Here is a 26,684-nt window from a genome sequence, read left to right on the forward strand (position 1 = left end):
CATTCGCTGCGTTGTGACAATCGATGGTCGTTATCCTTTGGGGATCAATTGCATCAATTGGAATGTGGAGGTCTCTTCTGCCAGGCTTGTCTCCAAGACTGTTATTTTGCAGTCATAGCGCCGCTCTTTGAAAAAAGTATAGAAGTCGTGACATTCCATTACCAATGAATAAATCGTCTAATCCATACCTATTTATACATACCTTATCGTGGTGTTTTTGGTCTCTTCGACAGAGCGCCCATTCTTTCAAGATGAAAAAAACGGAGGCTAGCTCCGTCAAAATATTTCAATCGGGAATATGCGCTACGCGATCCCTTTGGACTCCTCAATTACGCGATGTACAGCGGCGCCCGCAGATAGCCCTCCGTCAAGAGCAATCTCTTCGCCAGTGATATAGCTTGAATCATCGGATGCCAAAAATAGTACAAGCTTGGCTGCCTCGGATTGCTTGCCCAAACGCTTCATCGGAGTCATCTTTCGGAATGGCTCCAAGTGCGAGGAATTTTCATTGAGTGGGGTCACGATTACCCCGGGGCATACCGCATTTACCCTGATGCCATCTTCTGCAAATTCGAGAGCTGACGTCTTGGTCAGACCGCGAATTCCCCACTTACTAGCAGTGTAGGCGGCATCGTAATAGCCGGAAAGGCCTGCGATGGAAGATATGTTGACGATAGCGCCGCCGCCAGAGGCTTTCATAAAAGGCACAACCGCCTTCGTTCCCAAAAAGGCACCCGTCAAATTGATGTCGATAAGCCGCTTCCATGCGTCCGCGCTCGTTTCGATAACACCAGTACGTAGAATGATGCCGGCATTGTTGACGAGTACATCGATGCGTCCTGCCCACTCGACAATCTGCTGAACCGCTTGCGTCCAAGATGCTTCGCTAGCCACATTCAGATCAAATACCCGTGCGTTGCCTCCGCCCGCAACGATACTTTCCGCCACCAGCTTAGCTTTATCGAAGGCAATATCGCAAACAGCGACCGTGGCTCCTTCGCTAGAGAATAGACGCGCTTCTTCTTCACCCTGGCCGCCGCCGGCACCGGTAATGATTACAACCTTTCCCTCAAAGCGACCCATTGAACAACCTCGACTTTCAGAATAGCGAAAAATAATGAACCGTCCAGACGTCGACTGCAATTTGCAGCAGTACGTCATGGAATACTTTTTCGCTCAAGTATCAAGGATTCAGAACTGATCGCGAAATGAAAAAATCACATGAGGTATATGTTCTGGAGTATCCCTGCAACTCGCGACAGATATCACCAAGTTGGTATTGGGCTGCATAAATTCGGCCAGCACTTCCCCAGTTTCCCAGACATTTTTCATCCTGGGGCGTCCCATTTTTGGCCATGCTGTATGACGGCTGATGAGTTAGCGGATCGACGACTTTTCGATTAATCGTCTCGCAGCGATGCCGATGTTATTCGCCGAAGCAAGCGCTGCCCCGCCTGCCGATGCCGCCCAATAGCCGCATTGGGGAATTGCTGCTGCCTCACTGGATACCGATCGACTATTTTTTGCCATCATGGAAAGCTCAAGTCCAAACCAAGCATCTTGCTAAAGACAAAGGTGGCGAGCCCCAGGACCAGGAGCGACAGCACGAAGACTGCGGCCACCTTGCCGCCCGCGCGCAGCACCGCGCGCCCTTCCCTTTCCGTTCCCTTCTTGCCTTGATCGTAATGCCACTTGATGGCGAAGAACATGCCCGTGCCGAGCACGAGAGCCTTGAACGTCACGAAGACTATAGGGGTCCAATCCACCATGTTGAGCATTCCCAGGTTGTTACTTGATACTGTCACAAACATCCGTTTGTGAATTCTAACCAAGCAATTGGTGACAGGGCTAGCAGACAAGATCCATACAACTTCATCTGCGACGCGGACTGACAAGTGTGTGTCGCATCAAGCTGATCGGACTCCCGAAAAGGCCGGGCGTCATTGGCTCAGACTGGGCGCCAGGATCTCCTCCAGCCACCGGCTAAACGTCTTCACCCGCGCCGACAAGTTACGCCGATGCGGATACACCATCTGCACCGACATTGATGGCGCCGCCCAACCCTCCAACACCTCGACCAGCTCTCCCTCCTGCAAATGCTCGCGCACGTCATACGCCGGGATCTGGATGAGCCCCATTCCCGCCAACCCGCACGCGATGTATGTCTCGACATTATTGACAGACACTTGCGCGGCCATCGCTACCGTTCGCAGCTGATCTCCCTCCAGCCATTCCCAAAGGGGGACCCGTCCGCCACCGTAGCGCACCATGCGATGGTGCGGCAGGTCGCCTGGACTTTGCGGCATGCCATAGCGAGCCAGATAGGCAGGGCTGGCGCAGTTTGCCATCCGAAATCGGCCCAAGGGATGCACCACCAGACTATCGGAACCCACATGACCGACACGCAATGCGCAATCGATACCCTCACGGACCAGATCAATGGAGCGATCGCTTGACCCCAGTTCAATGGCGATGTCGGGATAGCGATCCAGGAATGTCGGCAATGCGCGAGCCACAATGCGGCGCGCGATGCGGCTGGGCATTTCTACCTTGATGCGCCCGGATAACGCACTGGCTTGCGGCTTGAACTGCTGCTCCAAGGCCTCGCTGTCGGCCACCAGGACGAGGGCGCGCTCCAGCAACGCCTCACCGTCCCGCGTCAAGCTCACACGACGGGTCGTCCGATTGAACAGGCGTGTTCCCAGCCGCGCCTCCAATTGCTGGATCGCCAGAGAAACAGTCGGTCGTGGCAGGCCGAGCTGCTCGGCGGCTGCGGTGAAACCACCGCCATGCGCCACACGGATGAAAATACCGAGCTGGTCGATCCGGTCCATAAAGCCTCATTGGTAATGATTTCTGGCTAGTCTATACAGAAATGCGCTCTTTATTGGCGCGGGTTCCGCTTTTATAGTGGGGCACTCCTACCATCACAAGAGAGCTCCTCATGTCCACGCACAGCATTCAAGAGAAAATCGTCCTCATTGCCGGCGGCGCCAAGAACCTTGGCGGCCTGATCGCCCGTGATCTGGCGGCCCAAGGCGCCAAAGCTGTCGCCATCCACTACAACAGCGCCAGCAGCGCCGCCGATGCCAAAGCGACTGCCGCCGCTATCGAGAAAGCCGGCGCCAAAGCACTGATGCTACAAGGCGATCTGACTTCCGCCGCCGCCGTCGAAAAACTGTTCGCTGATGTGATCGCCGCCGTAGGCCGGCCGGACATTGCCATCAACACGGTCGGCAAGGTGCTCAAGAAACCATTGGTCGACATCAGCGAAGCTGAATACGACGAAATGACAGCGGTCAATAGCAAGTCAGCCTTCTTCTTCCTGAAGGAAGCCGGCAAGCACGTCAACGACAACGGCAAGATCTGCACGCTGGTGACGTCGTTGCTCGGCGCCTTTACGCCCTTCTATGCGGCTTACGCCGGCACCAAGGCGCCGGTGGAACATTTCACGCGGGCAGCGGCCAAGGAATTCGGGGCGCGCGGAATTTCAGTGACGGCGGTCGGACCGGGCCCCATGGATACGCCGTTTTTTTATCCGGCGGAAGGCACCGACGCGGTGGCGTACCACAAGACGGCCGCAGCCCTCTCGCCGTTCAGCAAGACCGGCCTGACCGATATCGAAGACGTCGTGCCGTTCATCCGCCATTTGGTCAGTGACGGCTGGTGGATCACCGGACAAACCATCCTGATCAACGGTGGATACACCACCAAGTAAATCATTTTCGCTTTCATGGCATTTCCATCCGGAATGGGTGTTGCAGACCGGCCACGCGTCACTCTTCCGGGTCATGCAACGCCCGTCCGTGCATTACACTTGTTCACAGGGTTGTCGGGAACATCAAACAGATTGGGAGCCTGCAATGCGAACGGATGAAGAGACTGCACTCCAGATGCAGGGGGACTAGCGCATGTACCTGCTGGATCCACGTACTACTGTTCTGATCGGGGGAATCACCTGCGGATTAATGGCCTTCGTCTTGACAATGCACGCGCGCGCCACGCCGCTGCCTGTTCCTGGCTTGTGGACCTGGGTAGCTGGCGCATGGCTGGTCTGCGTTGCGTTGCTGCTGATCGGATTGCGCGACTGGATCACCCCCTTGATTTCTGTCACCGTAGGCAACAGCGCACTGTTGCTGGCATTCATTGTTTGGTTTGCCGGAACGCAACGACATTTTGGCAACAAAATACGCTGGCGATACTGGCTCGCCATGTGGGGGCTGGCCACCATAGCGGTCACCTGGTTCGTCTATGGCGAAGAGAGTTTCCGTGCCAGAGTGGTCATCGTTGCCGGACTCGCCGCCTTCATCAATCTTTATCACGCGCAGGCCCTGTTGCGCCGTCCCCAAGCCGACATCACTGACAAAGGACTCGGCCCCACGCTGACGGGAGCCTGGCTCGCAACCTTGTCATTGGTGTTCTTTTTAAGGATGCTGCATGCCGCCCTCTTTCCACAGGGGGCTCGCGGCCTGCTCACACAAGACCTTGTCCAGGTTCTTTACACCGGCAGCTTTACCATCTGCGACCTCATGCTGGTGATCGGATTTGCTACGCTAGCCTCGGATTATGTCCGCGAGGTGATTGAAAAGCAGGCGCTGCGGGATCCGTTGACTGGCATCTTCAATCGCCAGGCGCTGGTGAAATGCCTCGAGCGTGAATGGGCGCAAGGCATGCGGGGGAACTATACCTTCAGCGTCGTCATGCTGGACGTGGATCATTTCAAGCAGATCAATGACCGATATGGACATCCGGTCGGAGATCAGGTTCTGGTTCAGCTATGCCGGCGCATGGAGTCACTGATCCGTCCCCATGACATGCTGGCGCGCTATGGCGGCGAGGAATTCTTCATTGTGATGCCCGCCACTGCTTTCGCGAATGCACTCTCGGCCGCACAGCGCATGTTAGTTGAGGCTGTCCAGACCGATGATCCTGCTCTGCCCGACTTTACGATCAGTATCGGCATCGCAGAATGGCAGCCCGTGGATACATCGATTTCCGAGCTGATCGCCCGTACGGATGCCGCCCTCTATCGAGCCAAAGCGAATGGACGCAACCGGATTGAAGCCGCCGTGATCCCGACGGAAAATTCCCTGCCACAAATCATGGTCGTTGCCGCGTAATGCGACCAATGCACTCCGGACGACCATGCCGGGCGAAGGCAGCCGCATCTGCTTCTGCGCTTTCACGCTCGCTGCGCTGGTAGTCCAACGCCAGGCCAACCCGCGCCGGTATACTTACTCCCTTGCCTCCCTTGTCGTTCCTTGTTCAATCGCTTGTGCAAAACCTTGCAAGAACCCGGTCACTTGGGCCGTGAATCCGGGTTGTGTGGCCAATGCGGCGACTTCTTCCGGCGACTTTCCCACGAGGGCGAGGCGAAGAAAATGCTGCTCAAGGAAATGCGTACTGACGGTCGACAATACCAGCCTCAGCGACGACAGCATGTCATCGCCGCGATGAGAGGCATGTACCAGGGCGATGGGCTTGCCGATGATCTCGTCACGCGACACCATCCAATCGATCACATTCTTCATCCCGCCGGGAATAGCCCGCACATACTCCGGACTGGAGATGATCACGCCATCCGCCTGGGCCACTTGCGCAAGCAATGTGCGTACTACCGCGGGCGTCCGCTCCTCCTCATTGTCCGGCGAGAACACGGGCAACGAACCTGCCTGGTCGAAAACCGTCAGTGACATGCCTGCCGGCGCCACGGCCTGTATCGCCTTCAACAAAGCCGTGTTGGTGGAAGCGCGACGTGCGCTCCCGGATATGGCGAGGATGTTCATGTGGCATGATTGTTCATTGGAATCATGGGCATTATTCCCGATATCGTCCCCGACGTCCGTTATCGCCATGAGTGGACGGTGGCAGAGTGTTGAGTTGGGCTTACGTTTGAGCAGTTGAAACAGTTTTTTGCTCGCCGTACGGAGATTTCCAGTGTTGCGGCAGCCCTCTCATCTCCGACTCTCCCCGTTGAGGCAATTGAGAGAATACTTAACGCACCTCAGAATGGCATCAGCCTGCCTTCGTCCCCATTTTCGCCACCTCGCCAACGTTCGATTGTTGCTCCAAATTCCAGCAAGCATCAAGCAACGCGCGCACTCGGTTTGCCGGCAGGATGTCCTTCGTCAGGTCGGTAAATTTGACCTCCAATTGCTGGTCGCTCATCGGAACTTCCAGACTTCCGATAGCGTGTTCGATGTATTTATGCAGCTTGCGGCCGTCCTTGAGGGTGATGGTCATATCCACTTGCTCAGTCTTGATGGCAGGGTCGATAGTGGCGTTCACGCGTTCACGCAAAGCTACAACAGTTGGGTCTTGAACCGCTCTGTCGCTGTACTGGCGTTCGCCGGCGGCACCTTCGATAATCGCCACGGCTACGGAATGGTAGATGCTGAACTTCCCTTCCAGTCCAATACGCGGCGTCTTTTTTCCAGTCAGCTCAATGACCAGCGGATGCACCTTAAGGTCAACAGATGCGATCTGGTCGGCCTTCAATTGATATTGGTTTCGCAGTTGAATGGCCGCATCCAGCGCCGGATGAATAACGATGCCACAGGCGAACGGCTTGTAAGTGTTGAGTGCTGCCTCGTATCGCTGGCCCAGACCATCGGTGATTTCACGGTAGTCCTGCTTTGTGCTGATAGTGTTGGCCCAACCGCGCTTTGCCTCAATCATGCCGTCCGAGCTGGTGAATCCACGTGCAGCCAACAATGCGGCGAATAAACCGTTGCTCGCGGCACGGCCGGGATTGAAGCTCTTGTTCATGGAACCGAAGGACTCGCGCAAGCCTACCGGCTGAGAGGCGGCCAAGCCCAGGGCCCAGACCATCTTCTGTTCGTCCAGCCCCAACACCTTGCCAGCTGCCGCCGCGGCACCAAATACGCCCGCAGTGCCGGTAATGTGCCAGCCGACGTCGTAGTGATTGGGGTACACAGAGTTGCCGATGCGACATTCCGTTTCCACGCCGAGCACCAGCGCATTGAGAAACTCACGCCCCGTGATTGGGTGGTACTCGGATAGCGCGAGCAACGCAGACGCCACCGGACCTGCGGGATGAATGATGGTCTTCAGGTGCGTGTCATCGAAGTCGAAGATGTGACTGGAGACGCCGTTCACGAACGCGGTGTTCATGATGTCAAAATGCTCCGAGCGTCCAAGCAGACTCGCTTGCGCCGGCCCGGAGAACGGCGCCAGTGCCGCGACGGCACATTCCACGGTCTCATGCCGGGAGCCTCCCACAGCCACGCCCATCCAGTTCAAGAACGTGCGAACGCCTTCTTTACGCACTTTCGCTGGCAAATCCTCGTATCGGGCGTTGACCAGGTAACGCGCCAGGATCCGGGTCACATCCTGGCCTGCCTTCGCCTCGCCGGCGGTAGCAGCCGGCATCGCCGTCCCCTGCGACTCAGGCGCAGCTGCGGCAAGTTTGGCAAAGCCAGCCGCAGCGGTTAGGGATGCCATGGCACTCGCTTTCAGCATGGAACGACGGTTGATCGTATTCATTGCATTGGTCTCCTCAGGTCTATTGGTCTTGGCTCGCATCTTGTTGCGAGAGCAATCATCATCCACGAAGGCAATTGCAATTAGAATTGCAAATATCACACCTATTTATGCATACAGCACATGAATATCGAATTGAGCGACTTGAGAGCGTTCGTCGCAGTGGCAGAGCGCGGCAATTTCAGCGCCGCGGCGGAAGATATCCACTTGTCGCAATCCGCCCTGTCCAGACGCATTTCAAAATTGGAGGAAGAACTTGGAGTCCGGCTCCTGGAGCGCACCACCCGTCGGGTCGACCTTACGGCACACGGACGCGATTTTGCCCGTAAGGCACGCGAGCTCCTGAATGGATTCGATGAATCACTACTGGGCATTACAGAGGTGGCCACACGCATGAATGGCGAGGTCACCCTCACCTGTGTTCCATCTGCCGTCCGGCATTTCTTGCCGGCCGTGCTGAGCGAGTACCATCGGAAATACCCGCGCATCCTGGTGCGCGTGGTGGATGAAGGCGCCAGCGAGACGTTGTCGTGTGTGGCGCGCGGCGAAGCAGACTTCGGCCTCAACTACGTCGGCGCCCAAGAAGGGAACATCGAGTTCACCCCTATTCTGAAAGAACCATTCGTTGCCGCGTGCCATCCTGACCATCCCCTGGCTTCGCGCCGTTCAGTGAGCTGGCAAGAGCTGGGCAAATACGACTACATCTCCGTAGCCAAGGCTAGCGGCAATCGCTTTTTGCTAGACCTCGCGCTCGCCGAAGTCCCGGAATTGCCTCGCGCGTTCTGTGAGGTTCGCCATGTCATGAGCGTCATCAGCTTGGTAGAGGCAGGAGTCGGCATCGCTGTCGTTCCGCGGCTGGCAATGCCACCGGATACTCATCCCAAGCTCAAATCGATCAAACTGACGAAACCAGAAGTACACCGGACAATGGGGCTTATTCGTCGGCGCGGCGTTGCCTTGTCACCTGCGGCGCAACAGCTGTACGACGCGATTTATGCGCACGCTCGGCGAATCGTTGGGCTCAAATAAGGCCCGATACGGCACCCAACATATCTACAGCGATGTTGATAGAAAGAGCGGGAGCCGCAGGCGCCCTGGCGCTAGCGTCCCCGGAACCCGGAAACAGTTTCCCGTTGCGGAAAATGCTCCACAAGCCATCCGCTTGCGCCATTGGAGCCAGCGACATGCGCAACTGGGCTCTTGTCCATGAGATTTTGTGGATAAAATAGCTCGACCATTCTCCAACCACCCCGGCATTGAAACTATGACCTTGAAGCAGCTGGAAGCCTTTTATTGGGCGGCCACCCTTGGGAGCTTTGCCGTGGCATCTCACCGGCTCAATATCACCCAGTCCACGTTGTCGAAAAGACTGGCTGAACTGGAGACGTCGCTCGGGGCCTCCCTCTTCGACCGCTCTGCCCAGCGCTCCGTACTCACCGAACATGGCCAGCGAATTCTCGACCATGCTCATCGCATGCTGGTCATGGAAGGAGAACTCAAAGCCTTGTTGAGTACCCCCCAGCCCCTTACCGGAAATTGCCGATTCGGCGTTAGCGAGCTCACCGCTCTTACCTGGTTCCCAAAGTTTGTCTCGCAAGTCAACGTGAACCACCCGCACCTGGTATTGGAACCCTATATTGACCTGGCCTCGGCCCTGGAAAAGAAACTTCTTAGGGGCGAATTGGATTTTGCGATTCTTCCCCGTACCGCGTCGGATACGAATCTTCTTTCGTCGATACCTCTCGCCACCCTGGACTTCGCTTGGATGTCCTCGCCGAAACGGATTCGCGCAGGAAAGATCCTTACCAAGAAGGATATCCAGAAGCATCCCATCATCACGATGACGAGCGAGTCTAGGCTGACCGAATCCTTCCAGCTTTGGGCCGCGCAGCACGGCGTACCGGCGCGCCGCGTCTTGGCCTGCAATAGCCTCAGTGCCATTGTTGGCCTGACTATCGCCGATGTCGGCATCAGCTTTCTGCCCCGGCACTTTCTTCAGCCCATGGTCGACCAGCGCAAGCTGAACGCCTTCCAGTGCGACCCACCGCTACCATCCATCGAATACTGCTTCCGCTGGCGCAGCGACGACACCCGCTCCCTCGTGCCAACCTTGGCCCGCTTGGCACAACAGGAAGTCGACTATTCGCTGACTTACGGATTCTGATGGGAGAACATCGACTTGCCTGGCGTATCCCAACGCGCGCGCATAATGCAGCCGCTTGCGGATTCAGTGATATAGATGTCTTGGTTCTCCGGCCCGCCAAAGGCCAGGTTCGTCGACAACATGCCGTTCGGCGTCTTAATGCGAGCCCGCGGCTCCCCGTGCACATCGAAGGCCCAGACCGATCCTAGCCCGGCATGGGCGACCAAGAGCCCGCCACGGTCGTCCAGAGCAAGGCCATCCGGGCCGGCGCCGCCGGAGAGCTGGATGAAGGTGCCGACCTTCGAGACCCCGCCATTGGCCGTCAGCGGCACTTTCCAGACCGCGTTGGCGCGCGTTACCGCCAGAAGAAGCGTGTTCTCCGCCTGGTTCATCACCAGGCCATTCGGGCTGGGCACGTTGTCCAGCAAGCAGTCAATGCGCCCCTTGGCGGTGACCCGGAACACCCGACCGGTTGGGTCGTGCAGGCCGGTCAAGCCCTGGTCGGTGAAGTACAGGTCGCCGTTGGCGGCAAAGAACAAGTCGTTCACCGCCTTGAACCGTTCGATGCCGGCGCGTTCCAGATAGGGCTTCACAAGCTTCGAACCAGGCTCGTGAATCATGATGCCGTTCTTGTAGTCGGCGATGAACACCAGGCCATCATCGCGAATCTTCAGGCCATTCGGCCAGCCGTCGTATTGGACGGCAACCGAGAAGTTACCCGCCGGGTCCACATTCAGGATGCGGCCGTTGACAATATCGACGCACCAAAGCACGCCGCTTTTATCGAAGGATGGCCCTTCCAGGAAACTGGAGGCGCCCAACCCTGCCGGCTGGTTCTTGTTCCATTCGCTCTCGGCGCCGGTCCTGAGCTCCTCGGGATAGAGGGCGAACAATTCGGCGTTGATGGTCTCAGGCGGTGCGAAGAACATGCTGGTCCCCTTGCTTCGGTTTGTTCAGCTGCTTCACGAACAGCAACGTAATAAGCGCACCCGCGACCAACAAGGTCCCGGCGATGACGAATCCCGCTTGATAGCCATGGGAAATCGAGATGACGTAACCAGTCACGATAGGCGCCGCAATACCGAAGATATTACCGCCGGTGCTGATAAATGCGATCGCCGAGCCCGAATCCTCCTTGGAAGGCAACAGGTCGTTGACCAGCGAGATATTGGAAGCGACCGCCGCGGTGCAGCCCGTGAGCGACAGCGTCAGCAACGTCATGATGAGCCAGAGTTCGTTCACGTACGGCACCAACATCACCAAGGCCGACAGCAACAAGCAACCGACCACCACGAGCCGGCGCTTGCCTTGACTCAAGTCGGCGCCTGCCAGGAACCGGTCGCTGCAGCGGCCAATCAGGACACCCAGAACGGCCGCGCCGACATAGGGAATTGCGGTATACACGCCGCTCTTGATGATGGTCAGGCCCTTTTCGGCTTGCAGGTAATTCGGCAACCAGGTCAGGAACAGGTAGGTCGCGTAAACGGCGCAACCGTGTGCTACTGCAATTGCCCACAAGGTCGGGGAGCGCATCAGAGCGCGCAAGCCCAGTTTGGTTTGAGGCGCGGTGGAAAGCTGCCCCACATTGGAATCGCGGTCACGCAGCAATTGCTCGCGCTCTGCCGGCGACAGCCAACTGGCCTGCTCCGGTTGACGGAACCAAATCAGCCAGGCGGCCAGCCAGACGAAGCCGATTGCCGATGCCAGCACGAATGCAATACGCCAGCCGTAGGCATTGACCACCCACCCCAAGCCAACTGCGCCGATAGCGGGGCCCAACAAACTACCCGCATGGAAAATCGATGTTGCGATGCCGCGCTCACGAGCAGGGCTCCACTCGCGAACCACGCGACCGCCGGCGGGATAGGTCGTCGACTCGCCCAAGCCCATGATGACGCGAGTCATCAGCAACGAGAAAAATCCTCCTGTCATTGCCGTCAAGGCTGTGGCAACAGACCACAAACCGATGCCCCAGGCATTGACAACGCGGGTGCCGAAGCGGTCAACAATCATCCCCACCGGGATGAGCGCGGCGGCATACAGCCACAGGAACGAAGAAAAAAGATAACCCATCATCACCGGATCGAGCCCGAATTCCTTGCTAATCTGGCTCGATGCAATCGACAGCGCGATACGGTCGATATAGTTGACGGTGGTGAGGGTGATGAGGAATAAATAAATCCAGTAGTGCTTGCGCATGATTGTCTCCGTTGAATATTCTTCTCATTCTTATGCATTACCGGCGCCGGGTGGAAACCCCGGCGCCGATATAGGGCAACGCTTTTTAGCGCTTATGCCAGCGTTTCGTCCGCGCCGATGACGCCTGCCGCACGCAGGGCATCGTCCAGCCACGGAGAGACGAGAATGCCGTCTTCGATTTCCTGGATGCGTTGCGCTTCTGCCCTCACCTTCTTTTCGGCGGCGGCCAGGACGGCCGGCACGTCACGGCGGGGGATGACGACCACGCCATCGGCATCGCCGACGACCAGGTCACCCGGCTCCACGGCGACATCGCCGATCGAGATTGCAGTGCCGATACGGCCGTCCAGTCCCTTGGTCGGTCCTGCGGGGTTACGGCCTGCGGCAAACACCGGGAATGGCCCTTGGTTCAGGGTATCGACGTCGCGGGCGGCGCCATCGACCACGAAGCCGCCGAGCTTTGCAGCGTGTGCCTGGGTCACCATCAGTTCACCGAACAGCGCGCTGGATTCATAGCCTTTGCCATCCACGATGATGATGTCGCCGGGCTTGGCCAGAGCCAGCGCCACGTGGAACAACAGGTTGTCGCCGCCTCGCACTTCGACCGGGAAAGCCGGGCCCGCCAGCTTCATCGATGGCACCAACGGCTGCACGCGGGCATTCAGGGCGCCGCGGCGGCCGGCCACGTCACACAGGATGGCGGCCTGGAACTCACTCGCCTTCGCGACCTGGTCAGCTGGTACGCGTTCGAATTGGGCAACGTTGTCAAATTTCTTGGTCTTCATCAATAGGTCCTATTGTGGCTGGGAATAGAGAAATCGGCGCCCGAACGTCACTTGGCGCTCAGGACGTGAGCCGGCTGTCGGCCGGCCAATGCGTCGATACATGCTTGTGCGGCGCCGCTACCCATGCGCAGCAGCGAATCACGGCTGCTGCCTGCCACATGAGGGGAACCGACAAAATTGGGGAGTGAGAACAGCGGATGGTCCGCCGGCGGCGGCTCGACCTCAAATACGTCGCTGCCTGCGCCGGCGATGACGCCGTTCTTGAGCGCCTGGTACAGCGCAGCCTCATCCACGACGCCACCGCGCGCCGCATTCACCAAGATAGCCGTCGGCTTCATGGCAGCCAGCTGCCTGGTGCTGATAAGGTTGCGTGTGCTTTCCAACAGCGGCACATGCAGGCTCACCACATCCGCCGCATTCAGAATGGCGTCGATATCGGCCACCTTGACGGCGCCGGCCGCCGCAAACACTTCATCAGAGGCGTATGGGTCGTATGCCAGAACCCTGGCGTCGAAAGCCCCCTTGAAAAGCCGGCTGGTGCGGCTGCCGATGTCGCCCAGACCGATCAGGCCCAGCGTCTTGCCCCCCAGTTCAAGGCCATCTTGCACCAGCCCACTCACGCTGTTGCGCAAGTTGCGGTCGGAGAGCGCGACACGGCGAGCGGCAGACAGTGCCAGCGCCAGCACATATTCCGCCACCGCATCAGCGTTCGCGCCAGGCGTGTTGGTGACCAGAATGCCCTTGGCGGCGGCGGCGGCGATATCGATGTTATCCACACCGCTGCCATGCTTCGCAACAATCTTCAGGCGCTTGACCTGCGCCAAGTCGGGCGCACGGACCTGGAAAGTGCGGACAATCATTGCATCGGCCTCGTTGCGCCAGTCACGCTCGCGTGATTCAGGAAAGTCGACTACATCGTGTTGCTGCTTGAGTTGCGCCACCGCTTCAGGCGCGATGCGGTCCATGATGAAGATTGCCATTTGCTGCCCTACAAGTGATAAACAATACGGATTAGGCTTGAGCCACCTTGCCAATGCTTCCAGCTGGTTCATTTGCGACGGATGGCGCATTCGCGCTGCGCGGCTTGGGCTCAATCATGCTGAGCACGAGGAAGAAGGCAATCAGGGAACTCAGCGCCAGCAGACCGAACACCCAGTCCCAATTGAAGTTGTCCAGGATGACGCCAACGATGAATGGAGTGAATGCGCCCCCCAGGGAGCCCGCGAAGTTGACGATGGATGCGGCGAACGGGACCTTTTCCTTGGTCGCAATACCCATCGGGTAGACCAGGAAGGTCGAGTAGCCCAGGTTCAGGAGCACGCCAGCGAGGAAGAACAAGGCCGCCAGAGCAATCGGCTCGCTAGGCGCGGCGATGAGGGTGTACATCATCACCACCGTCGCCGCGGACGTGATAATCATCACGGGCTTGCGGCGTTTTTCAAAGAAGTTGTCGGACAGCCAGCCGCCCAGCAAATTACCCACGATAGCGCCGACCCACGGAGCGGAGGCGACGATCCCCATCTTCATGATGGAGAAGTGCTTGACCGAGACCAGGTAGGTGGGCACCCAAGTCATGATGGCGTAGGTGATGCCAACCATGAAGAAGTAGCCCAGTGCGCAGGCCCAAACGTTCCAGGAGCGCAGGATCTCCCCGTTCGTCTTCAGCAGGTCGATTTCACGAACGCGAATCACCTTATCCAGCCATCCGCCTTGTGTTCGCGGCGCGACCTTGCCGGCATCTGCAGGGGCGCCCAGGGGAGCCGAGTCCTTGATGTACGCCTGTTCTTCCGGCGAGCACTTCTTCACTTCAGCGGGGTCGTCGCGCACCAGCCAATACCAAAGGAAGGCGCTCAGGAAACCCGGGATTGCGAAGAAATAGAAGACCTCTCGCCAGCCGTAATGCAGCATCAGCCAGGCGCACAGCGGCGGCACAAATGCCGGCGCAAACTTGATGGAGGACATAAACACGCCGGTAGCCAAGCCCTTTTCATGCGGAGGGAACCAGCGGTTGATGGTAGAGACGATGCCGATATTGATGGGGCCCTCTGCGGCGCCCAAGATGGCGCGAGAGGCCTTGATTTGGAAGGCACTGCCGGCGCTGCCGGTGAAGAATGTCGCCACCGACGTAAGCACCATGGAGCCGACCAGAATCTTGCGGATCCCGAATTTCTCGAACAGATAGCCGGCCGGAATCTGAATCAGCGCGTATGTGATGTAAAACAGGCTGGCAAGTGCGCCAACATCCGTATTGCTGAGATGAAAGTCCTTGCGTATTTCAGGGATGGTCACCCCGATGTTTGCACGGTCTGCGCCCGCAATCATGTAGGTGATGTAAATCATGACAAGCACGAGCCAGCGATAGCCGGTGCGCTTATTGGAAGCAGCGGTAGACATGTCTCTCCTCTTTTTATCGGCCCATCCATTGCGGACCATATTGGGGAGAGATGCTAGAGCAAGCGGTGCGCCTGCGGGGAGTGAAATATATCGATGCCCGGATAGTCGGAAATCTCATGAGCCGTATTTCTGGCCGCACAAAGCAAAAAGGCCAGTCATAGTGACTGGCCTTTTTGCTTTTCTTTCTCGCTATTCTGTCGCATTGAACGAGTCATGATAAGAAACCTCTCCGCTTGGAATATCTCCATCAAACGCAAGCGCCTGGAAATATTCCGGTGGGACGCCCGGATAAAAAAGCCCTTCATGAACGCTGAACCCGAATCGGCCATAGTAGTTGGGATCGCCAAGGACGACACATCCTTGCGCATTGCTTGCCTTGAGTTCGGACAGCACCGCCCTCATCAGCTCGGAACCAATGCCTTTTCCCTGGTGCTCAGGCAATATGGAAATCGGGCCGAGGCCATACCACCCAGCCACTCCGATCGAAATGCTGACGGGGGAAATGGCGACATGGCCGACTATATTTCCATCGAGCTCAGCCACAAGGGAAATGGATAGCTGATTGCTTCTCCGCAAGGCATCGACAATCCAGTGCTCCGTGTGACTGGAATACGCCGCATGCCTGAATGCCGCTTCTGTGACATCCCTGATTGCGCCGATGTCGGCATGGTCTTCCGGGCGGATCTTGATTTCGTCTCTCATTTATTTTTACCCTGGTTCAGATGTTCCATCCCGGATTTTCGCATCCCGCATGCCGCAGGAAAAGGACATTGGCCGCATTCAGGCGACGGCCATGCCATTCCCGCCGGTGACTTTTTCTCACATTACCGGGATTTCATATCGTTTGCCCGCCGCATACCCATCTCCTAAGATGCGGCGTAGACGTGACGGCTTCAGGCTGCGCGCGTCGTTCATCAACCCAATACCTACCCAGAAAAAACATGGAGAACAATACCAAAGTCGCCATCGTTACCGGCAGCGCCAGCGGTATCGGCGAAGCATCCGCACTCACGCTGGCCCAACGCGGCTACCGCGTGGTTATTGCCGACCTGCGCGAAGATGCCGCCCGGGCAACTGCGCAACATTTCCAGGCGCAAGGCTTGCAAGCGATGGCCGTGGCAGTCGATGTGTCGGATGAAAACAGCGTGGCCAGGATGGCCGAGACGGTCATCGGCAAGTGGGAACGGATCGATGCGCTGGTCAACAGCGCCGGACTGGAAAGCGCCAAACCCTTCCTCGACATCACGCCTGCCGAATTCCGCAAGGTGATGGAAGTCAATACCACCGGAACCTGGTTGTGCTGCCAGGCGGTATTGCCGCACATGGTCAGGCAGACCGGCGGCGCCATCGTCAACATCAGCTCGATCGCCGGCATCCGCGGCGGCGGCATGCTGGGCACGGCGGCCTATGCCACCTCAAAGGGCGCCGTCATCGCCATGACCAAATCGATCGCCCGCGAGTTTGCCAAGACCGGCGTACGCGCCAACGTGGTCGCGCCCGCTTTCACCCTGACCGATTTCGTGGCCCGCCAGCTGGAAACCAAGCCGGCCGGTTTCATCGATAGCATCATGGCGTCCACGCCCCTGGCGCGCGGCGCACAGCCACGCGAGATTGCCGCTGTGGTGGCCTTCCTGGCGTCGGATGAATCGTCGTTCGTGACCGGCTCGGTCTACAACGCCGACGGCGGTTCGGCGATGTAAGAAAGCACGGCTCAGGCGGCGCCTTCAGCGGCATCCAGTTCCTGCTTCAGCCACGCCACCAGCGCATCGCTCTGGTGGCGTCCGGCCATATGCGGCGCCACCCACAGCACCAGATGGTGCGGCCCCGGCACAAAGCCGAACGGCGCCACCAGGGCGCCCGAACGCAGTTCGTCGCGCACCAGCATGCGCGGGACATTGGCCACGCCCAATCCGCATTTCGCCGCCTGGATCAGCAGATAGAAATGCTCGAAGGCTTCCGCGATGGCGGGCTGTATTTCTGTCTGGCCGGAAACATCGCACCACTCTTGCCAGGCTTGCGGGCGCGTCTTGGTGGCCAGCAAGCGCACCCGGGCCAAATCAGCCGGGCTGCGCAGGCTGGATGAGCGCATGTATTCCGGCGTGCACACCGGCCCGATCCACTCCGGCACCAGCTCGATGGGAACAATGTCGCGCGGCGGCTCGATGGTATTGATGCGGATCGCCACGCTCACGTTGTCGCGCGCGAAATCGACATGGCCATGGTTCATGTTGAAGCTGACCTTGATGTCCGGATATTGGTCGTGGAACTGCGCCAGCCGCGGCAGCAGCCAATACATCATGATGGACTCGGAACAGGAGAGGATCAGCGGCCCCGGCTTGACCTGTTCCACGCTGGCCTGGATCAGGTTAAAGGCGCGCGACAGCCCTTCCGCGAGCCGCGCGCCTTCCGGGGTAGGTTCGGTCGAATGAGCGTTGCGCATGAGCAGCATGACACCCAGCGTGTCTTCCAGCGAGCGGATATGCCGGCTCACCGCGCCATGCGTGACCGACAGCTCTTCGGCCGCGGCGCCGAAGCTGCGCAAGCGCGCGGTCGCTTCAAACGCGCGCAGCGCATTCAGGGACGGGCGGGGTATCCGCGTTGGCGCAACATATGCCATCTGGCATGTCTCCTCTGTTCTGCATGCCCGGCTGTGTCGTGCAGAGACGGTGGTACGGGCAATCCTGGTGTGGCCTGTCTTCGCTATTGTGAGTTTTTTGCAGGGCGTCCAGAAATCATATCGTTTGATGCTTTTGACGGTCAATCTTATATTCGACACTGGCCGCCCGGTGTGCGCCATCCCAACTCAAACGACAAGAGACGACCTTGCTGCGCCATACGACAACACCATACGGCGCTGCCAATAACCCGTAGCCGACATGCCAAACCAATCTCCTCCACGCAAAGAATTCATCGCCCGCTATTTCGTCGAAAGCACCGTCCCCATTCCGAAGGCGGCGGAAATCATCGCTGGCGAACAATCCAGCGGGACTTTTCTTTCCCTGCCCGGTGAAACCGAAGAGCTCAAGCAGCGTTCGCGCGCCCGCGTCACCCATGTCGCCATGCTACCGCCGGCCATGGAGCCGTCGCTGCGCAGCGCCCACGCCGAACGCAACGGCCATCAAGGCGTATTCCATCGCGGTGAAATAGAAATCGCCTTCCCGTGCGCCAATGTCGGCGCCAACCTGCCTTCGCTGCTGGCCACCGTCGCCGGCAACCTGTTCGAACTGGGCGAGATCACCGGCCTGCGCATCCTCGACATCGACATGCCGGACGATTACGCCGCGCGCTTTCCCGGCCCCAGATTCGGCATCGAAGGCACACGCACATTCGCCGGGGTACATGGCCGCCCCATCGTCGGCACCATCATCAAGCCGAGCATCGGCCTGTCGCCAGAACAAACGGCGGAAATGGTCGATGCGCTATGCGCGGCCGGCATCGATTTCATCAAGGACGACGAACTGCTGGCCGATCCCGACTACGCCAGCTTCGACGCCCGCCTGCAAGCCGTCATGCCAGTGCTCAAGCGCCATGCCGACCGCCTGGGACGCATGCCCATGTATGCCATCAATATCTCAGGCAGCATCGAAGAGCTGCGCCAGCGCCATGACGCCGTGCTGGCCGCCGGCGGCACCTGCGTGATGGTCAGCGCCAACTGGGTCGGCTTTGCCGGGGTAGAGCATCTGCGCCGCCACACGCAGTTGCCGATCCACGGCCACCGCAATGGCTGGGGCGCGTTCACGCGCTTTCCCCATCTCGGTTTCTCGTTCACCGCCTATCAAAAGCTGTGGCGCCTGGCAGGGGTGGATCATCTGCACGTCAACGGCCTGCGCGGCAAATTCTGGGAACCGGACGATTCCGTGATCGCTTCGGCCAGGCATTGCCTGGCCGGTTTCGCCGGCACCCGGCCGCTGATGCCGGTGTTTTCCTCCGGACAATGGGCCGGACAAGCGCCCGACCTGTACCGCCTGCTGCAGTCCACCGACCTGATGCACCTGGCCGGCGGCGGCATCATCGGGCACCCGCAAGGCATCGCGGCGGGTGTGGCCAGCATGAAGGAAGGATGGGAAGCGGCAGTGTCAGGCGTCTCGCTGGAACAATATGCCCAGACCCGTCCGGCGTTGAAGGCGGCACTGGCTTATTTCAAGAAGGACTGAGCATGCGCGACAACGGACAACCCCCGGCCTTGCGCCTGGCATTCTATGGCGACGATTTCACCGGCTCGACCGATGCGCTCGAAGTGCTTGCCTTCTCCGGACTGCGTTGCGCGCTTTTTCTGAAAACGCCCACGCCGGCCATGCTGGAGCGGCTGGGCGGCTTCGACGCCATCGGCGTGGCCGGCGACAGCCGCGGCATGTCGCCGGCGGAAATGGATGTCGCCCTGCCGCCGGTATTCCAGGCGCTGCACGCCCTGGATGCGCCCATCGTGCATTACAAGGTGTGCTCGACCTTCGACAGTTCGCCGGCCATCGGCAGCATCGGCCGGGTCATGGAGATCGCGCGCGCCCAGATCGGCGCAGATGCGATTCCCATCGTTGCCGGCACGCCGGCGCTGCAGCGCTATTGCCTGTTCGGGAACCTGTTCGCGCGTTCCGGCACCGACGGCCGGGTCTACCGTATCGACCGCCATCCCATCATGCGTCGCCACCCCGTCACGCCGATGGATGAAGGCGACCTGGCCGCGCACCTGGGCCGGCAAACCTCACTGCCGATCGGCAATTTCCACCTGCCCTTATTCGAACTTGCGCCGCAGGCGCGCGAACGGGAACTGGATGCGCTGTTTGCCGGCGGCGGCGGCGCCGTGCTGCTCGATACCGCCAGCAGCGGCCACCTGACCGAACTCGGACGCCTGCTGGAGCGTGAAGCGAAGTTGCGCCAGGCATCGCGCAAAACGCTCTTCGCCGTCGGCTCTTCAGGCCTGGAATATGCCCTGACCCAATGGTGGCAATCGCAAGGCCGCTTGCCGCAAGCCAGCCGCAGTTACCGGCATGTCGATGCCGCCGCCTGCATCCTGGCCGTCTCAGGCAGCGCCTCGCCGCTCAGCGCGCAGCAAGTCGATGCCGCCATCGATGCCGGCTTTGAAGAGATCGCCGTCGACGCGACCGCGCTGGTGGGCGACGACACCTGGCAAGACGCGCAGGCGATGATGGCGCGACGGGCCGTCGCCGCGTTGCACGCCGGGCGCAGCGTCATCATCCATACCGCGCGCGGCCCCGGGGATGCGCGCATTGATGCCATGATCGCCAGCCTGGCGCAGCGCGGCATGGAGCGCGAACAGGCGCGCCACCAGGGTGGACGCCTGCTGGGCCAGCGCCTGGGGCTGCTCACGCAAGCCATCCTCAAGGCGGCGCCGCTGCGGCGCCTGATCCTCTCCGGCGGCGACACCTCCAGCCAGATCACGCAGGTGCTGGGGCCGGACGCGCTGGAAATCTCGGCCAAGCTGGCGCCGGGCGCCCCATTGTGCAAGGTCATCTCCGACAAGGAAGAACTGCGCGGATTGGAAATTTCCCTGAAAGGCGGCCAGATGGGCAATGCCGATTTCTTCGTCACGGCATTGCGCGGCAACCTTTGAAGCATCGTCGCCACCGCCTCTTCCCTCTCCATTTTCCCGCCTCCGCTGATACCCGTCCGGCCCAGTCCGGCGGGTATCGCTTGGTCGTGCCGATTCTCCCGTCGATTCCCGCGCCGCTTCCCGTACCATTTCCCGCACTGTTTCCTCCGCCGGTCCGGCGCACATAAAAAAAGGCGGCAACCGGAGTTGCCGCCAAATCCACATACCAAGCTGCGGGATGTGTTTCCGGTATCAGAGGAATCCGATCGAGATCCACGGTATGGCCGCGACCACGATGATGCCGATCAGCAGCGCGACCATGTAGCCGATGATCGGTTTGATGCCGGCATCGGGATGGGTCTTGCTGACCGCGCAGGCGCCGTAGTAGCCGACGCCGAACGGCGGCGAGAACAAGCCCAGGCCCATCGACAGGATCACTACCATCGCGTATTGCACCTCATGAATGCCCACCTCGCGGGCGATCGGGAACATCAGCGGCCCGAACAGCACGATGGCGGGAATCCCCTCCAGCACGCTGCCCAGCACCACGAACAGCACGATCGACATGGCCATGAAACCGATCGCGCCGCCCGGCAGGTTCTCCATGAACAGCGCCAGGTTGTGCGAAAAGCCGGACTGGGTCAGCGACCATGCCATCGCCGTGGCGGTGCCGATAATGATGAGGATGGCGCCGGACAGGGCCGCCGTTTCCACCAGCATCGGCCCGATGCGTTTCCAGTTGAAGGTGCGGTACAGCAACAGGCCGGCAACGACGGCATACACGATGCCCACCGTCGACACTTCAGTGGCGGTGGCCACGCCTTCGACCACCGCCACCCGGATCACGACCGGCAGCGCCAGCGCCGGGATGGCCACCAGCAAGGTGCTGCCGACTTCGCGGCCCGAGGCCCGCGCCGCCGACGGCACCGTCTTGCGGGCGCGCCACCAGACCAGGATGCACAAGGCCAGCCCCAGCACCAGGCCCGGCAGCAGGCCGCCCGTAAACAACGCCGAGATCGACACGCCGGTGACCGAACCGATGGTAATCAACACAATGCTCGGCGGCACCGTCTCGGTCTGGGCGCCGGTAGCCGACAGCAATGCCACCAGCTCGCCCGGCTTCTCCCCGCGCTTGGTCATCTCGGGAAACAGGATCGGCGCCACCGCCGCCATGTCCGCCGCCTTCGACCCCGAAATGCCGGAGATCAGGTACATCGCGCCCACCAGCACATACGACAAACCGCCTCGTACGTGCCCCAGCAAGGAGGCCAGGAAATTGATCATCGCCTTGGCCATGCCGGTCATCTCGATCAGCAAGCCGAGGAAAACGAACATCGGCACCGCCAGCAACAGCAGCTGCGACATGCCCTCGTCCATCCGGCTGACCACGATTTCCAGCGGCATCGTGGTCGACAGCGACAAATAGGAGAACGTCGCCAGGCCGAACGAAAAGGCGATCGGCATGCCGCTGAGCACCGTGAAGCCGACCACGCCGACGAAGAAGATCAGCAAGTTGAGGTTGCCCAGGTCCTTGAGCAGCGGGCCGCTGAACTCCAGCGCGAACACCGCCAGCGCCACCATGCAGATGCCGCCGAGCATCTGCTTCCAGCCGATCGCCAGCAGGCGGACGATGCACATGGCCAGCATGCAAAGCACCGCATACATGATCCCGGCCACGCGCCAGCCATCGTTGAACTCCAGCGCCGGCGTCACCAATCCCCATTGCTGGCTGATGAAGGCCCATGCCGGCGCCAGGATCAGGCCGAGGAACAGCATGCTGGACATCAGGGCGACGTTGTCCCAGATCTTGCCCCACTCTTTTCCCGCGCGGTTGACGATGGCCGTCATCCGCATGTGCGCACCGCGATGCAAGGCGGTGGCGGCGCCGGTCATCGCCAGCCAGAGGAACAATATCGCCGCCAGTTCATCGCCCCAGGACAACGGGTTGTGGAAGGCATACCGCATCACCACGCCGGAAAACAGCAGCACGATCTCCGCCAGCACCAGCAGCGCGGCCGGCACGGCCACCATCAGCCCCAGCGCATGGTCGATGCGCTTGAGCCAGCCAGGCATGGAATGCGGCGGCCCGGCAACCGCTGCTTCGCCGCCGCGCGCAGCGGCGAACTCTTCAGCGATGGCCGGAGTCATGCCAGTTTCCCGGTGACTTTTTCGAGCAACGACCACTCTTCATCGCCGAAGGTCTTTTGCATCTCGGTATAGAAACCGCCCTTCTTGAGCACATCGCGGAAGGCATCGATGTTGGGCTTGTTGAAGACCAAGCCTTTCGCCTCCAGGTCTTTTTGCAGCGAAGCGTTCAGCCTGGCGACATCTTCGCGCTGCTTCATCGCATGGGCATTGAGATGCCTGGACACCACGTCGCGCACGCTGGAGGGCAACTTCTGCCAGGCATTACGATTGCCCAGGAACCAGAAGCCATCCCACATGTGGCTGGTCATCGAGCAATACTTCTGGACTTCGAACAGCTTGGCCGAATCGATCACCGCCAGTGCGTTCTCCTGGCCTTCCACCACCCTGGTCTGCAGCGAGGAATACACTTCATTGAAGCTGATCGAAGTGGGTGCCGCCGACAGGGCCCGGAACAAGGAGATCCATACGCGTCCCGGCGGAACGCGGATCTTCATGCCTTTCAGGTCGCCCGGCGTGGCGATCGGCTTGACGCTGCTGGTGATCTGGCGGAAGCCGTTATCCCAGATCTTGTCCTGCACTTCCAGTCCCGCCTTGTTGATCAGGCCGCGCAGGTGGGCGCCCAGTTCGCCGTCCAGCGCCGAGAACACCTGGTTGTAATCCTTGAAGGCAAAGCCGACGCCCGAAATCGCCGTCTTCGGCACCAGCGCCGACAGTGCATTGACCCCGGACAAGGTGAAGAACTCCAGTGCGCCTGCGCGCAACTGGGCGAACATGTCGGGATCGCCGCCCAACTGGTTGTTGGGGAACAGGCGAATTTCCATGCGGCCATCGGTTTCCTTCCTGATGGCATCGGCCGCTTCCTGGATACGCGTATTGAGCGGGTGCGAAGCCGGCAAGTCAGTACCGACCTTGTAGGTGAACTCGGCCGCATGTGCACGGCGAATCCAGGGTGCGCCCATCACGCCGGATGTGGCCAACGCGACGGAACCTGCCCCGGTGATGAGGAATTTGCGGCGATCGAAAGTCATTGCTATCTCCTTGATGTAATTGCCGACCGTTGTCAGCGTTTATGTGCCTGGCGACGGCAAAGCGGTACCCTGCCGCAGCATCGGCTGTCTCCCTACCTTGGTATGCGTTTTTCCTCTATCGCGGTGCTGTCGGCATCGCTCAGTCGACGGTGATCACGGGCTTGATCTCCTCAAAATTCTTCATGCGCTCCAGCGCCAGGTTGACCTCATCGAGCTGGTAGCGGCCGGTGATCATTTTCTGGAACGGGAAATCGTCCTGGTGCTTCTCCAGGAACTGCAAGGCCAGCGAATAGCTGCGCGCATCGCCCGAGAACGAGCCGATCACCTGCAGGTTCTTCTTGACGATCATCGACGGCTGCATCGTGGTGGCGCCTTCGCCCAACTGCCCGACCACCAGGTAACGGCCACCCTTGCGGGCCAGCGCCAGGCCTTCATTGAAGGCCGATGGCGCGCCGGTGAACTCCATGACGATGTCGGCGCCCCGCCCTTCGGTGTGCTGCAGCACCAGGTCCAGGCGTTCCTGCGGCGTCGTGCCTTCCACCGGGATACAGACATCCGCGCCGAACTGGCGCGCCATCTCCAGGCGCGGCGCCGGCGAACCGACCACGATGATCTTGCGGGCGCCGCGGACACGGGCATTGGCCGTCGCCAGCAGGCCCAGCGGGCCGGCGCCCTGGATCAGGACGGTCTCGGTCGGCTCGATCTCGCCCAGTTGCGAAAAAGCGTTCATCACCGAACGCAGCGCGCAGCTCGACAGGCTGGCCAACTCATTGGGCACCGAGTCCGGCACGCGCAAGCGGCCGGACTGCGGCAGCACGTAACCGTATTGGGAAAACCCGCCCAGCAAGTAAGGCGACTGCTCGATGTTTTCATACATGTAGGCGCGGCGGTTGGTGCATAGCGTCGGCTTGCGCGCGGTGGTGCAGAAGTAACAGCCGCCGCAGGAAGTATGGGTATAGACCACCCGGTCGCCGACCTTCAGCGGCGTGCCGACCGAGTCGGTCTCCACGCCCTTGCCGGCGCGGATCACCCGGCCCACCATTTCATGGCCGATGATCACGGGCAGGTTAACCTTCAGCGACAGGGAGCCCTGCCACAAATGGATATCGGTGCCGCAGATCGAACACATCTCGATCTTGACCATGGCGGCATTGGGTTCGAGCTCGCGCGGCACAGGCACTTCTTCGATCTTCAGCGGCGCCTTGAATTCGCGCAGCACGGCCGCGCGGGAAAACTCCGGAATGGGTGTCATGCAGTCTGTCTCCTGATGGGATGGCGTTGTTCTGTTCAACCGTGGCGCAGCACGATGGTCTTGGCGACGGTGTATTCCTTGAGCGCTTCCAGGCCCTTTTCGCGGCCGTGCCCGCTGCGCTTGACGCCGCCGAACGGCAGTTCGATGCCGCCGCCGGCGCCGTAGTTGTTGATGAATACCTGGCCGACGCGCAGCTTCTTGGCCACGCGCATCTGGCGCGCGCCATTCTCGGTCCACAGGCCTGCCACCAGGCCGTATTCGGTGCCGTTGGCGATGGCAATTGCCTCGGCCTCGTCCTCGAACGCAATGGCGGCCAGCACCGGCCCGAACACTTCATCCTGGGCCAGTTCATGCGTGATCGGCACCGGGCCGAACAAGGTCGGCGGCACGAAGTAACCCGTCTTCACCGCGCTGGCATCCATGCTCCCTTGCGCCAGCACCTTGATGCCGTCCTTGCGCGCGCGTTCGATGAATCCCTTGACCTTGTCGGCCTGGGTGGCGTTGATGACCGGGCCGCATTGCAGGTCGGCCGCCGGCGCGCCGACGCGGATGGCGGCCATCTTTTCAGCCAGCAGCGCCGAGAAACGGTCGTAGATGGAACGCTGGATCAGCACGCGGCTGCCGGCCGAGCAGGTCTGCCCGGCATTCTGGGTGATGACGCCGACAATCGTCCTGGCGGCCAGTTCGGCATCGGCATCGTCGAAGACGATCTGCGGCGATTTCCCGCCCAGCTCCAGCACGCATGGAACATGGTTCTTCGCCGCCGAAGTCTGGATCAGCGTGCCCACCTCCGGCGAGCCGGTGAAGGACAGGAAATCCACATCCGGATGGCTCGACAAGGCCGCGCCGGCCTCTTCGCCCAAGCCGGTGACGAGGTTGAGCACGCCCGCCGGCAAGCCGGCCTGCGCGGCCAGTTGCGTCAGGCGGATGCAGCTCATGCTGGCGTCTTCGGCCGGCTTGAGAATGGCGGTATTGCCGGTCGCCAGCGCCGGGCCCAGCGTGCGGCCGAACATCGATGCCGGGTAGTTCCACGGGATGATCAAGCCCACCACGCCGCGCGCCTCGCGCTGGACGGTCACCTGGAAACCGTCGAGGAACGGCAGCACGTCGCCCAGTATCTTGTCGCAGGCGCCGGCATAAAACTCGAAGTAGCGGGCAGTGGCCTTGATGTCGGTGCGGGCCTGGCTGATCGGCTTGCCGGTGTCGCGCGCCTCAAGCTGCGCCAGGTCTTCTTCGCTGTCCAGGATCAGTTGCGACAGCCGGGCCAGGATACGGCCGCGCTCGAAGCCGGCCATGCTGCCCCAGGCGCCTGCCAGCGCGCGGCGCGCGGCCTGCACTGCGCGCTCGACTTCGCCCTTGGCGCCGCGCGCAATCGCAGTGAACACTTCACCGTCGGAAGGGTTGCGCACGTCGATGGACGCGCCCGATTCTGCGGCGCTCCAGGCGCCGTTGATGAAGATGGTCTGGGCTGGTACAGCCATGGTGATGCCTCCTGATGTCTCGATCGTTGTAGTGGTGTTGCGGCGGTATTGGCCATCGTTGCAAGGCGAGGCCTTGCAACGATGCTGGAAAAAAGTATAGGGAGTTAAAAGCCCGCGCTACAAATACGAATTGCCAATAGAGGATATAATCCACACCTATACCAACCATAAAAACACCGCTTTTCCATCGTTTCTCCATGTGT

General features: G+C 60.2%; 23 protein-coding genes. 7 read left to right on the top strand and 16 right to left on the bottom strand.

The genetic code is table 11. The annotated features are described in order from the left end of the window. Positions 1-303: 303 nt before the first annotated feature. The 3 genes from AC07N6_RS13265 to AC07N6_RS13275 all read right to left on the bottom strand — a co-directional run bounded on the left by AC07N6_RS13265 (position 304) and on the right by AC07N6_RS13275 (position 2,834). Positions 304-1,083: an SDR family NAD(P)-dependent oxidoreductase gene (locus AC07N6_RS13265; RefSeq protein WP_494781515.1), complete on the bottom strand. Its 780-nt coding sequence runs from the start codon at positions 1,081-1,083 to the stop codon at positions 304-306. 446 nt (positions 1,084-1,529) lie between these two features. Continuing rightward, on the bottom strand, positions 1,530-1,769 hold the full coding sequence (locus AC07N6_RS13270; RefSeq protein ID WP_494781514.1) for a hypothetical protein: 240 nt from the start codon (positions 1,767-1,769) through the stop codon (positions 1,530-1,532). Positions 1,770-1,940: 171 nt separating this feature from the next. Further along, entirely contained in the window at positions 1,941-2,834 is an 894-nt protein-coding gene (locus AC07N6_RS13275; RefSeq protein WP_494781513.1) for a LysR family transcriptional regulator, read from the bottom strand. 110 nt (positions 2,835-2,944) lie between these two features. Between AC07N6_RS13275 and AC07N6_RS13280 the strand changes: the two genes are divergently transcribed. Further along, the gene (locus AC07N6_RS13280) at positions 2,945-3,718 is read left to right on the top strand and encodes an SDR family oxidoreductase (RefSeq protein ID WP_494781512.1); all 774 of its coding nucleotides are present in this window, start codon (positions 2,945-2,947) and stop codon (positions 3,716-3,718) included. A 193-nt stretch (positions 3,719-3,911) separates the two neighbouring features. Then, positions 3,912-5,120, top strand: coding sequence for a GGDEF domain-containing protein (locus tag AC07N6_RS13285; RefSeq protein WP_494781511.1), 1,209 nt, complete (start codon positions 3,912-3,914; stop codon positions 5,118-5,120). 114 nt (positions 5,121-5,234) lie between these two features. Here the strand turns inward: AC07N6_RS13285 and AC07N6_RS13290 are convergent, their stop codons facing one another. Together AC07N6_RS13290 and AC07N6_RS13295 are read right to left on the bottom strand one after the other, a co-directional pair. Then, positions 5,235-5,786 carry an NADPH-dependent FMN reductase gene (locus AC07N6_RS13290; protein WP_494781510.1) on the bottom strand — a complete coding sequence of 184 codons (552 nt, stop codon included), beginning with the start codon at positions 5,784-5,786 and terminating at the stop codon, positions 5,235-5,237. Between the two features lie 229 nt (positions 5,787-6,015). After that, positions 6,016-7,392, bottom strand: coding sequence for an MmgE/PrpD family protein (locus AC07N6_RS13295; protein ID WP_494781722.1), 1,377 nt, complete (start codon positions 7,390-7,392; stop codon positions 6,016-6,018). Between the two features lie 234 nt (positions 7,393-7,626). Between AC07N6_RS13295 and AC07N6_RS13300 the strand changes: the two genes are divergently transcribed. Next, positions 7,627-8,532, top strand: coding sequence for a LysR family transcriptional regulator (locus AC07N6_RS13300; RefSeq protein WP_494781509.1), 906 nt, complete (start codon positions 7,627-7,629; stop codon positions 8,530-8,532). Between the two features lie 235 nt (positions 8,533-8,767). Further along, positions 8,768-9,667 (top strand): LysR family transcriptional regulator, encoded by a 900-nt coding sequence (locus AC07N6_RS13305; protein ID WP_494786260.1) that lies wholly within the window; start codon positions 8,768-8,770, stop codon positions 9,665-9,667. Here the strand turns inward: AC07N6_RS13305 and AC07N6_RS13310 are convergent. From AC07N6_RS13310 to AC07N6_RS13335, 6 genes are all read right to left on the bottom strand, one after another. After that, a complete protein-coding gene (locus tag AC07N6_RS13310) occupies positions 9,655-10,575 on the bottom strand; it encodes an SMP-30/gluconolactonase/LRE family protein (protein ID WP_494781507.1) in 921 nt (306 codons plus the stop codon). The two genes, AC07N6_RS13305 and AC07N6_RS13310, sit on opposite strands and share 13 nt — an antisense overlap. Continuing rightward, on the bottom strand, positions 10,556-11,845 hold the full coding sequence (locus AC07N6_RS13315; protein ID WP_494781506.1) for an MFS transporter: 1,290 nt from the start codon (positions 11,843-11,845) through the stop codon (positions 10,556-10,558). The genes AC07N6_RS13310 and AC07N6_RS13315 overlap by 20 nt, the downstream gene beginning before the upstream one ends. Before the next feature lie 92 nt (positions 11,846-11,937). Next, positions 11,938-12,630: an RraA family protein gene (locus AC07N6_RS13320; RefSeq protein ID WP_494781505.1), complete on the bottom strand. Its 693-nt coding sequence runs from the start codon at positions 12,628-12,630 to the stop codon at positions 11,938-11,940. 47 nt (positions 12,631-12,677) lie between these two features. Then, positions 12,678-13,610 (bottom strand): hydroxyacid dehydrogenase, encoded by a 933-nt coding sequence (locus tag AC07N6_RS13325; RefSeq protein WP_494781504.1) that lies wholly within the window; start codon positions 13,608-13,610, stop codon positions 12,678-12,680. Between the two features lie 31 nt (positions 13,611-13,641). Further along, positions 13,642-15,024 (bottom strand): MFS transporter, encoded by a 1,383-nt coding sequence (locus AC07N6_RS13330; protein WP_494781503.1) that lies wholly within the window; start codon positions 15,022-15,024, stop codon positions 13,642-13,644. A 189-nt stretch (positions 15,025-15,213) separates the two neighbouring features. Further along, the gene (locus AC07N6_RS13335) at positions 15,214-15,726 is read right to left on the bottom strand and encodes a GNAT family N-acetyltransferase (protein WP_494781502.1); all 513 of its coding nucleotides are present in this window, start codon (positions 15,724-15,726) and stop codon (positions 15,214-15,216) included. 239 nt (positions 15,727-15,965) lie between these two features. Here AC07N6_RS13335 and AC07N6_RS13340 point away from each other — a divergent pair, with 239 nt between their 5' ends. Then, positions 15,966-16,724 carry an SDR family NAD(P)-dependent oxidoreductase gene (locus AC07N6_RS13340; protein ID WP_494781501.1) on the top strand — a complete coding sequence of 253 codons (759 nt, stop codon included), beginning with the start codon at positions 15,966-15,968 and terminating at the stop codon, positions 16,722-16,724. Positions 16,725-16,735: 11 nt separating this feature from the next. On the opposite strand, the gene AC07N6_RS13345 is transcribed toward AC07N6_RS13340, so the two are convergent. Further along, on the bottom strand, positions 16,736-17,641 hold the full coding sequence (locus tag AC07N6_RS13345; protein WP_494781500.1) for a LysR substrate-binding domain-containing protein: 906 nt from the start codon (positions 17,639-17,641) through the stop codon (positions 16,736-16,738). A 259-nt stretch (positions 17,642-17,900) separates the two neighbouring features. On the opposite strand from AC07N6_RS13345, the gene AC07N6_RS13350 reads away from it, so the two are divergent. Beyond that, the gene (locus AC07N6_RS13350; RefSeq protein WP_494781499.1) at positions 17,901-19,178 is read left to right on the top strand and encodes a ribulose-bisphosphate carboxylase large subunit family protein; all 1,278 of its coding nucleotides are present in this window, start codon (positions 17,901-17,903) and stop codon (positions 19,176-19,178) included. A gap of 2 nt (positions 19,179-19,180) precedes the next feature. Beyond that, the gene (locus AC07N6_RS13355; RefSeq protein WP_494781498.1) at positions 19,181-20,593 is read left to right on the top strand and encodes a four-carbon acid sugar kinase family protein; all 1,413 of its coding nucleotides are present in this window, start codon (positions 19,181-19,183) and stop codon (positions 20,591-20,593) included. A gap of 231 nt (positions 20,594-20,824) precedes the next feature. On the opposite strand, the gene AC07N6_RS13360 is transcribed toward AC07N6_RS13355, so the two are convergent. From AC07N6_RS13360 to AC07N6_RS13375, 4 genes are all read right to left on the bottom strand, one after another. Continuing rightward, the gene (locus AC07N6_RS13360) at positions 20,825-22,645 is read right to left on the bottom strand and encodes a TRAP transporter large permease (RefSeq protein ID WP_494781721.1); all 1,821 of its coding nucleotides are present in this window, start codon (positions 22,643-22,645) and stop codon (positions 20,825-20,827) included. A 71-nt stretch (positions 22,646-22,716) separates the two neighbouring features. Then, entirely contained in the window at positions 22,717-23,748 is a 1,032-nt protein-coding gene (locus tag AC07N6_RS13365) for a TRAP transporter substrate-binding protein (RefSeq protein WP_494781497.1), read from the bottom strand. Positions 23,749-23,887: 139 nt separating this feature from the next. After that, positions 23,888-25,000, bottom strand: coding sequence for a zinc-binding dehydrogenase (locus AC07N6_RS13370; RefSeq protein WP_494781496.1), 1,113 nt, complete (start codon positions 24,998-25,000; stop codon positions 23,888-23,890). A gap of 35 nt (positions 25,001-25,035) precedes the next feature. Next, positions 25,036-26,481: an aldehyde dehydrogenase family protein gene (locus tag AC07N6_RS13375; RefSeq protein WP_494781495.1), complete on the bottom strand. Its 1,446-nt coding sequence runs from the start codon at positions 26,479-26,481 to the stop codon at positions 25,036-25,038. Positions 26,482-26,684 lie beyond the last annotated feature (203 nt).

Source organism: Herbaspirillum sp. GW821-FHT09A12 (assembly GCF_059418325.1).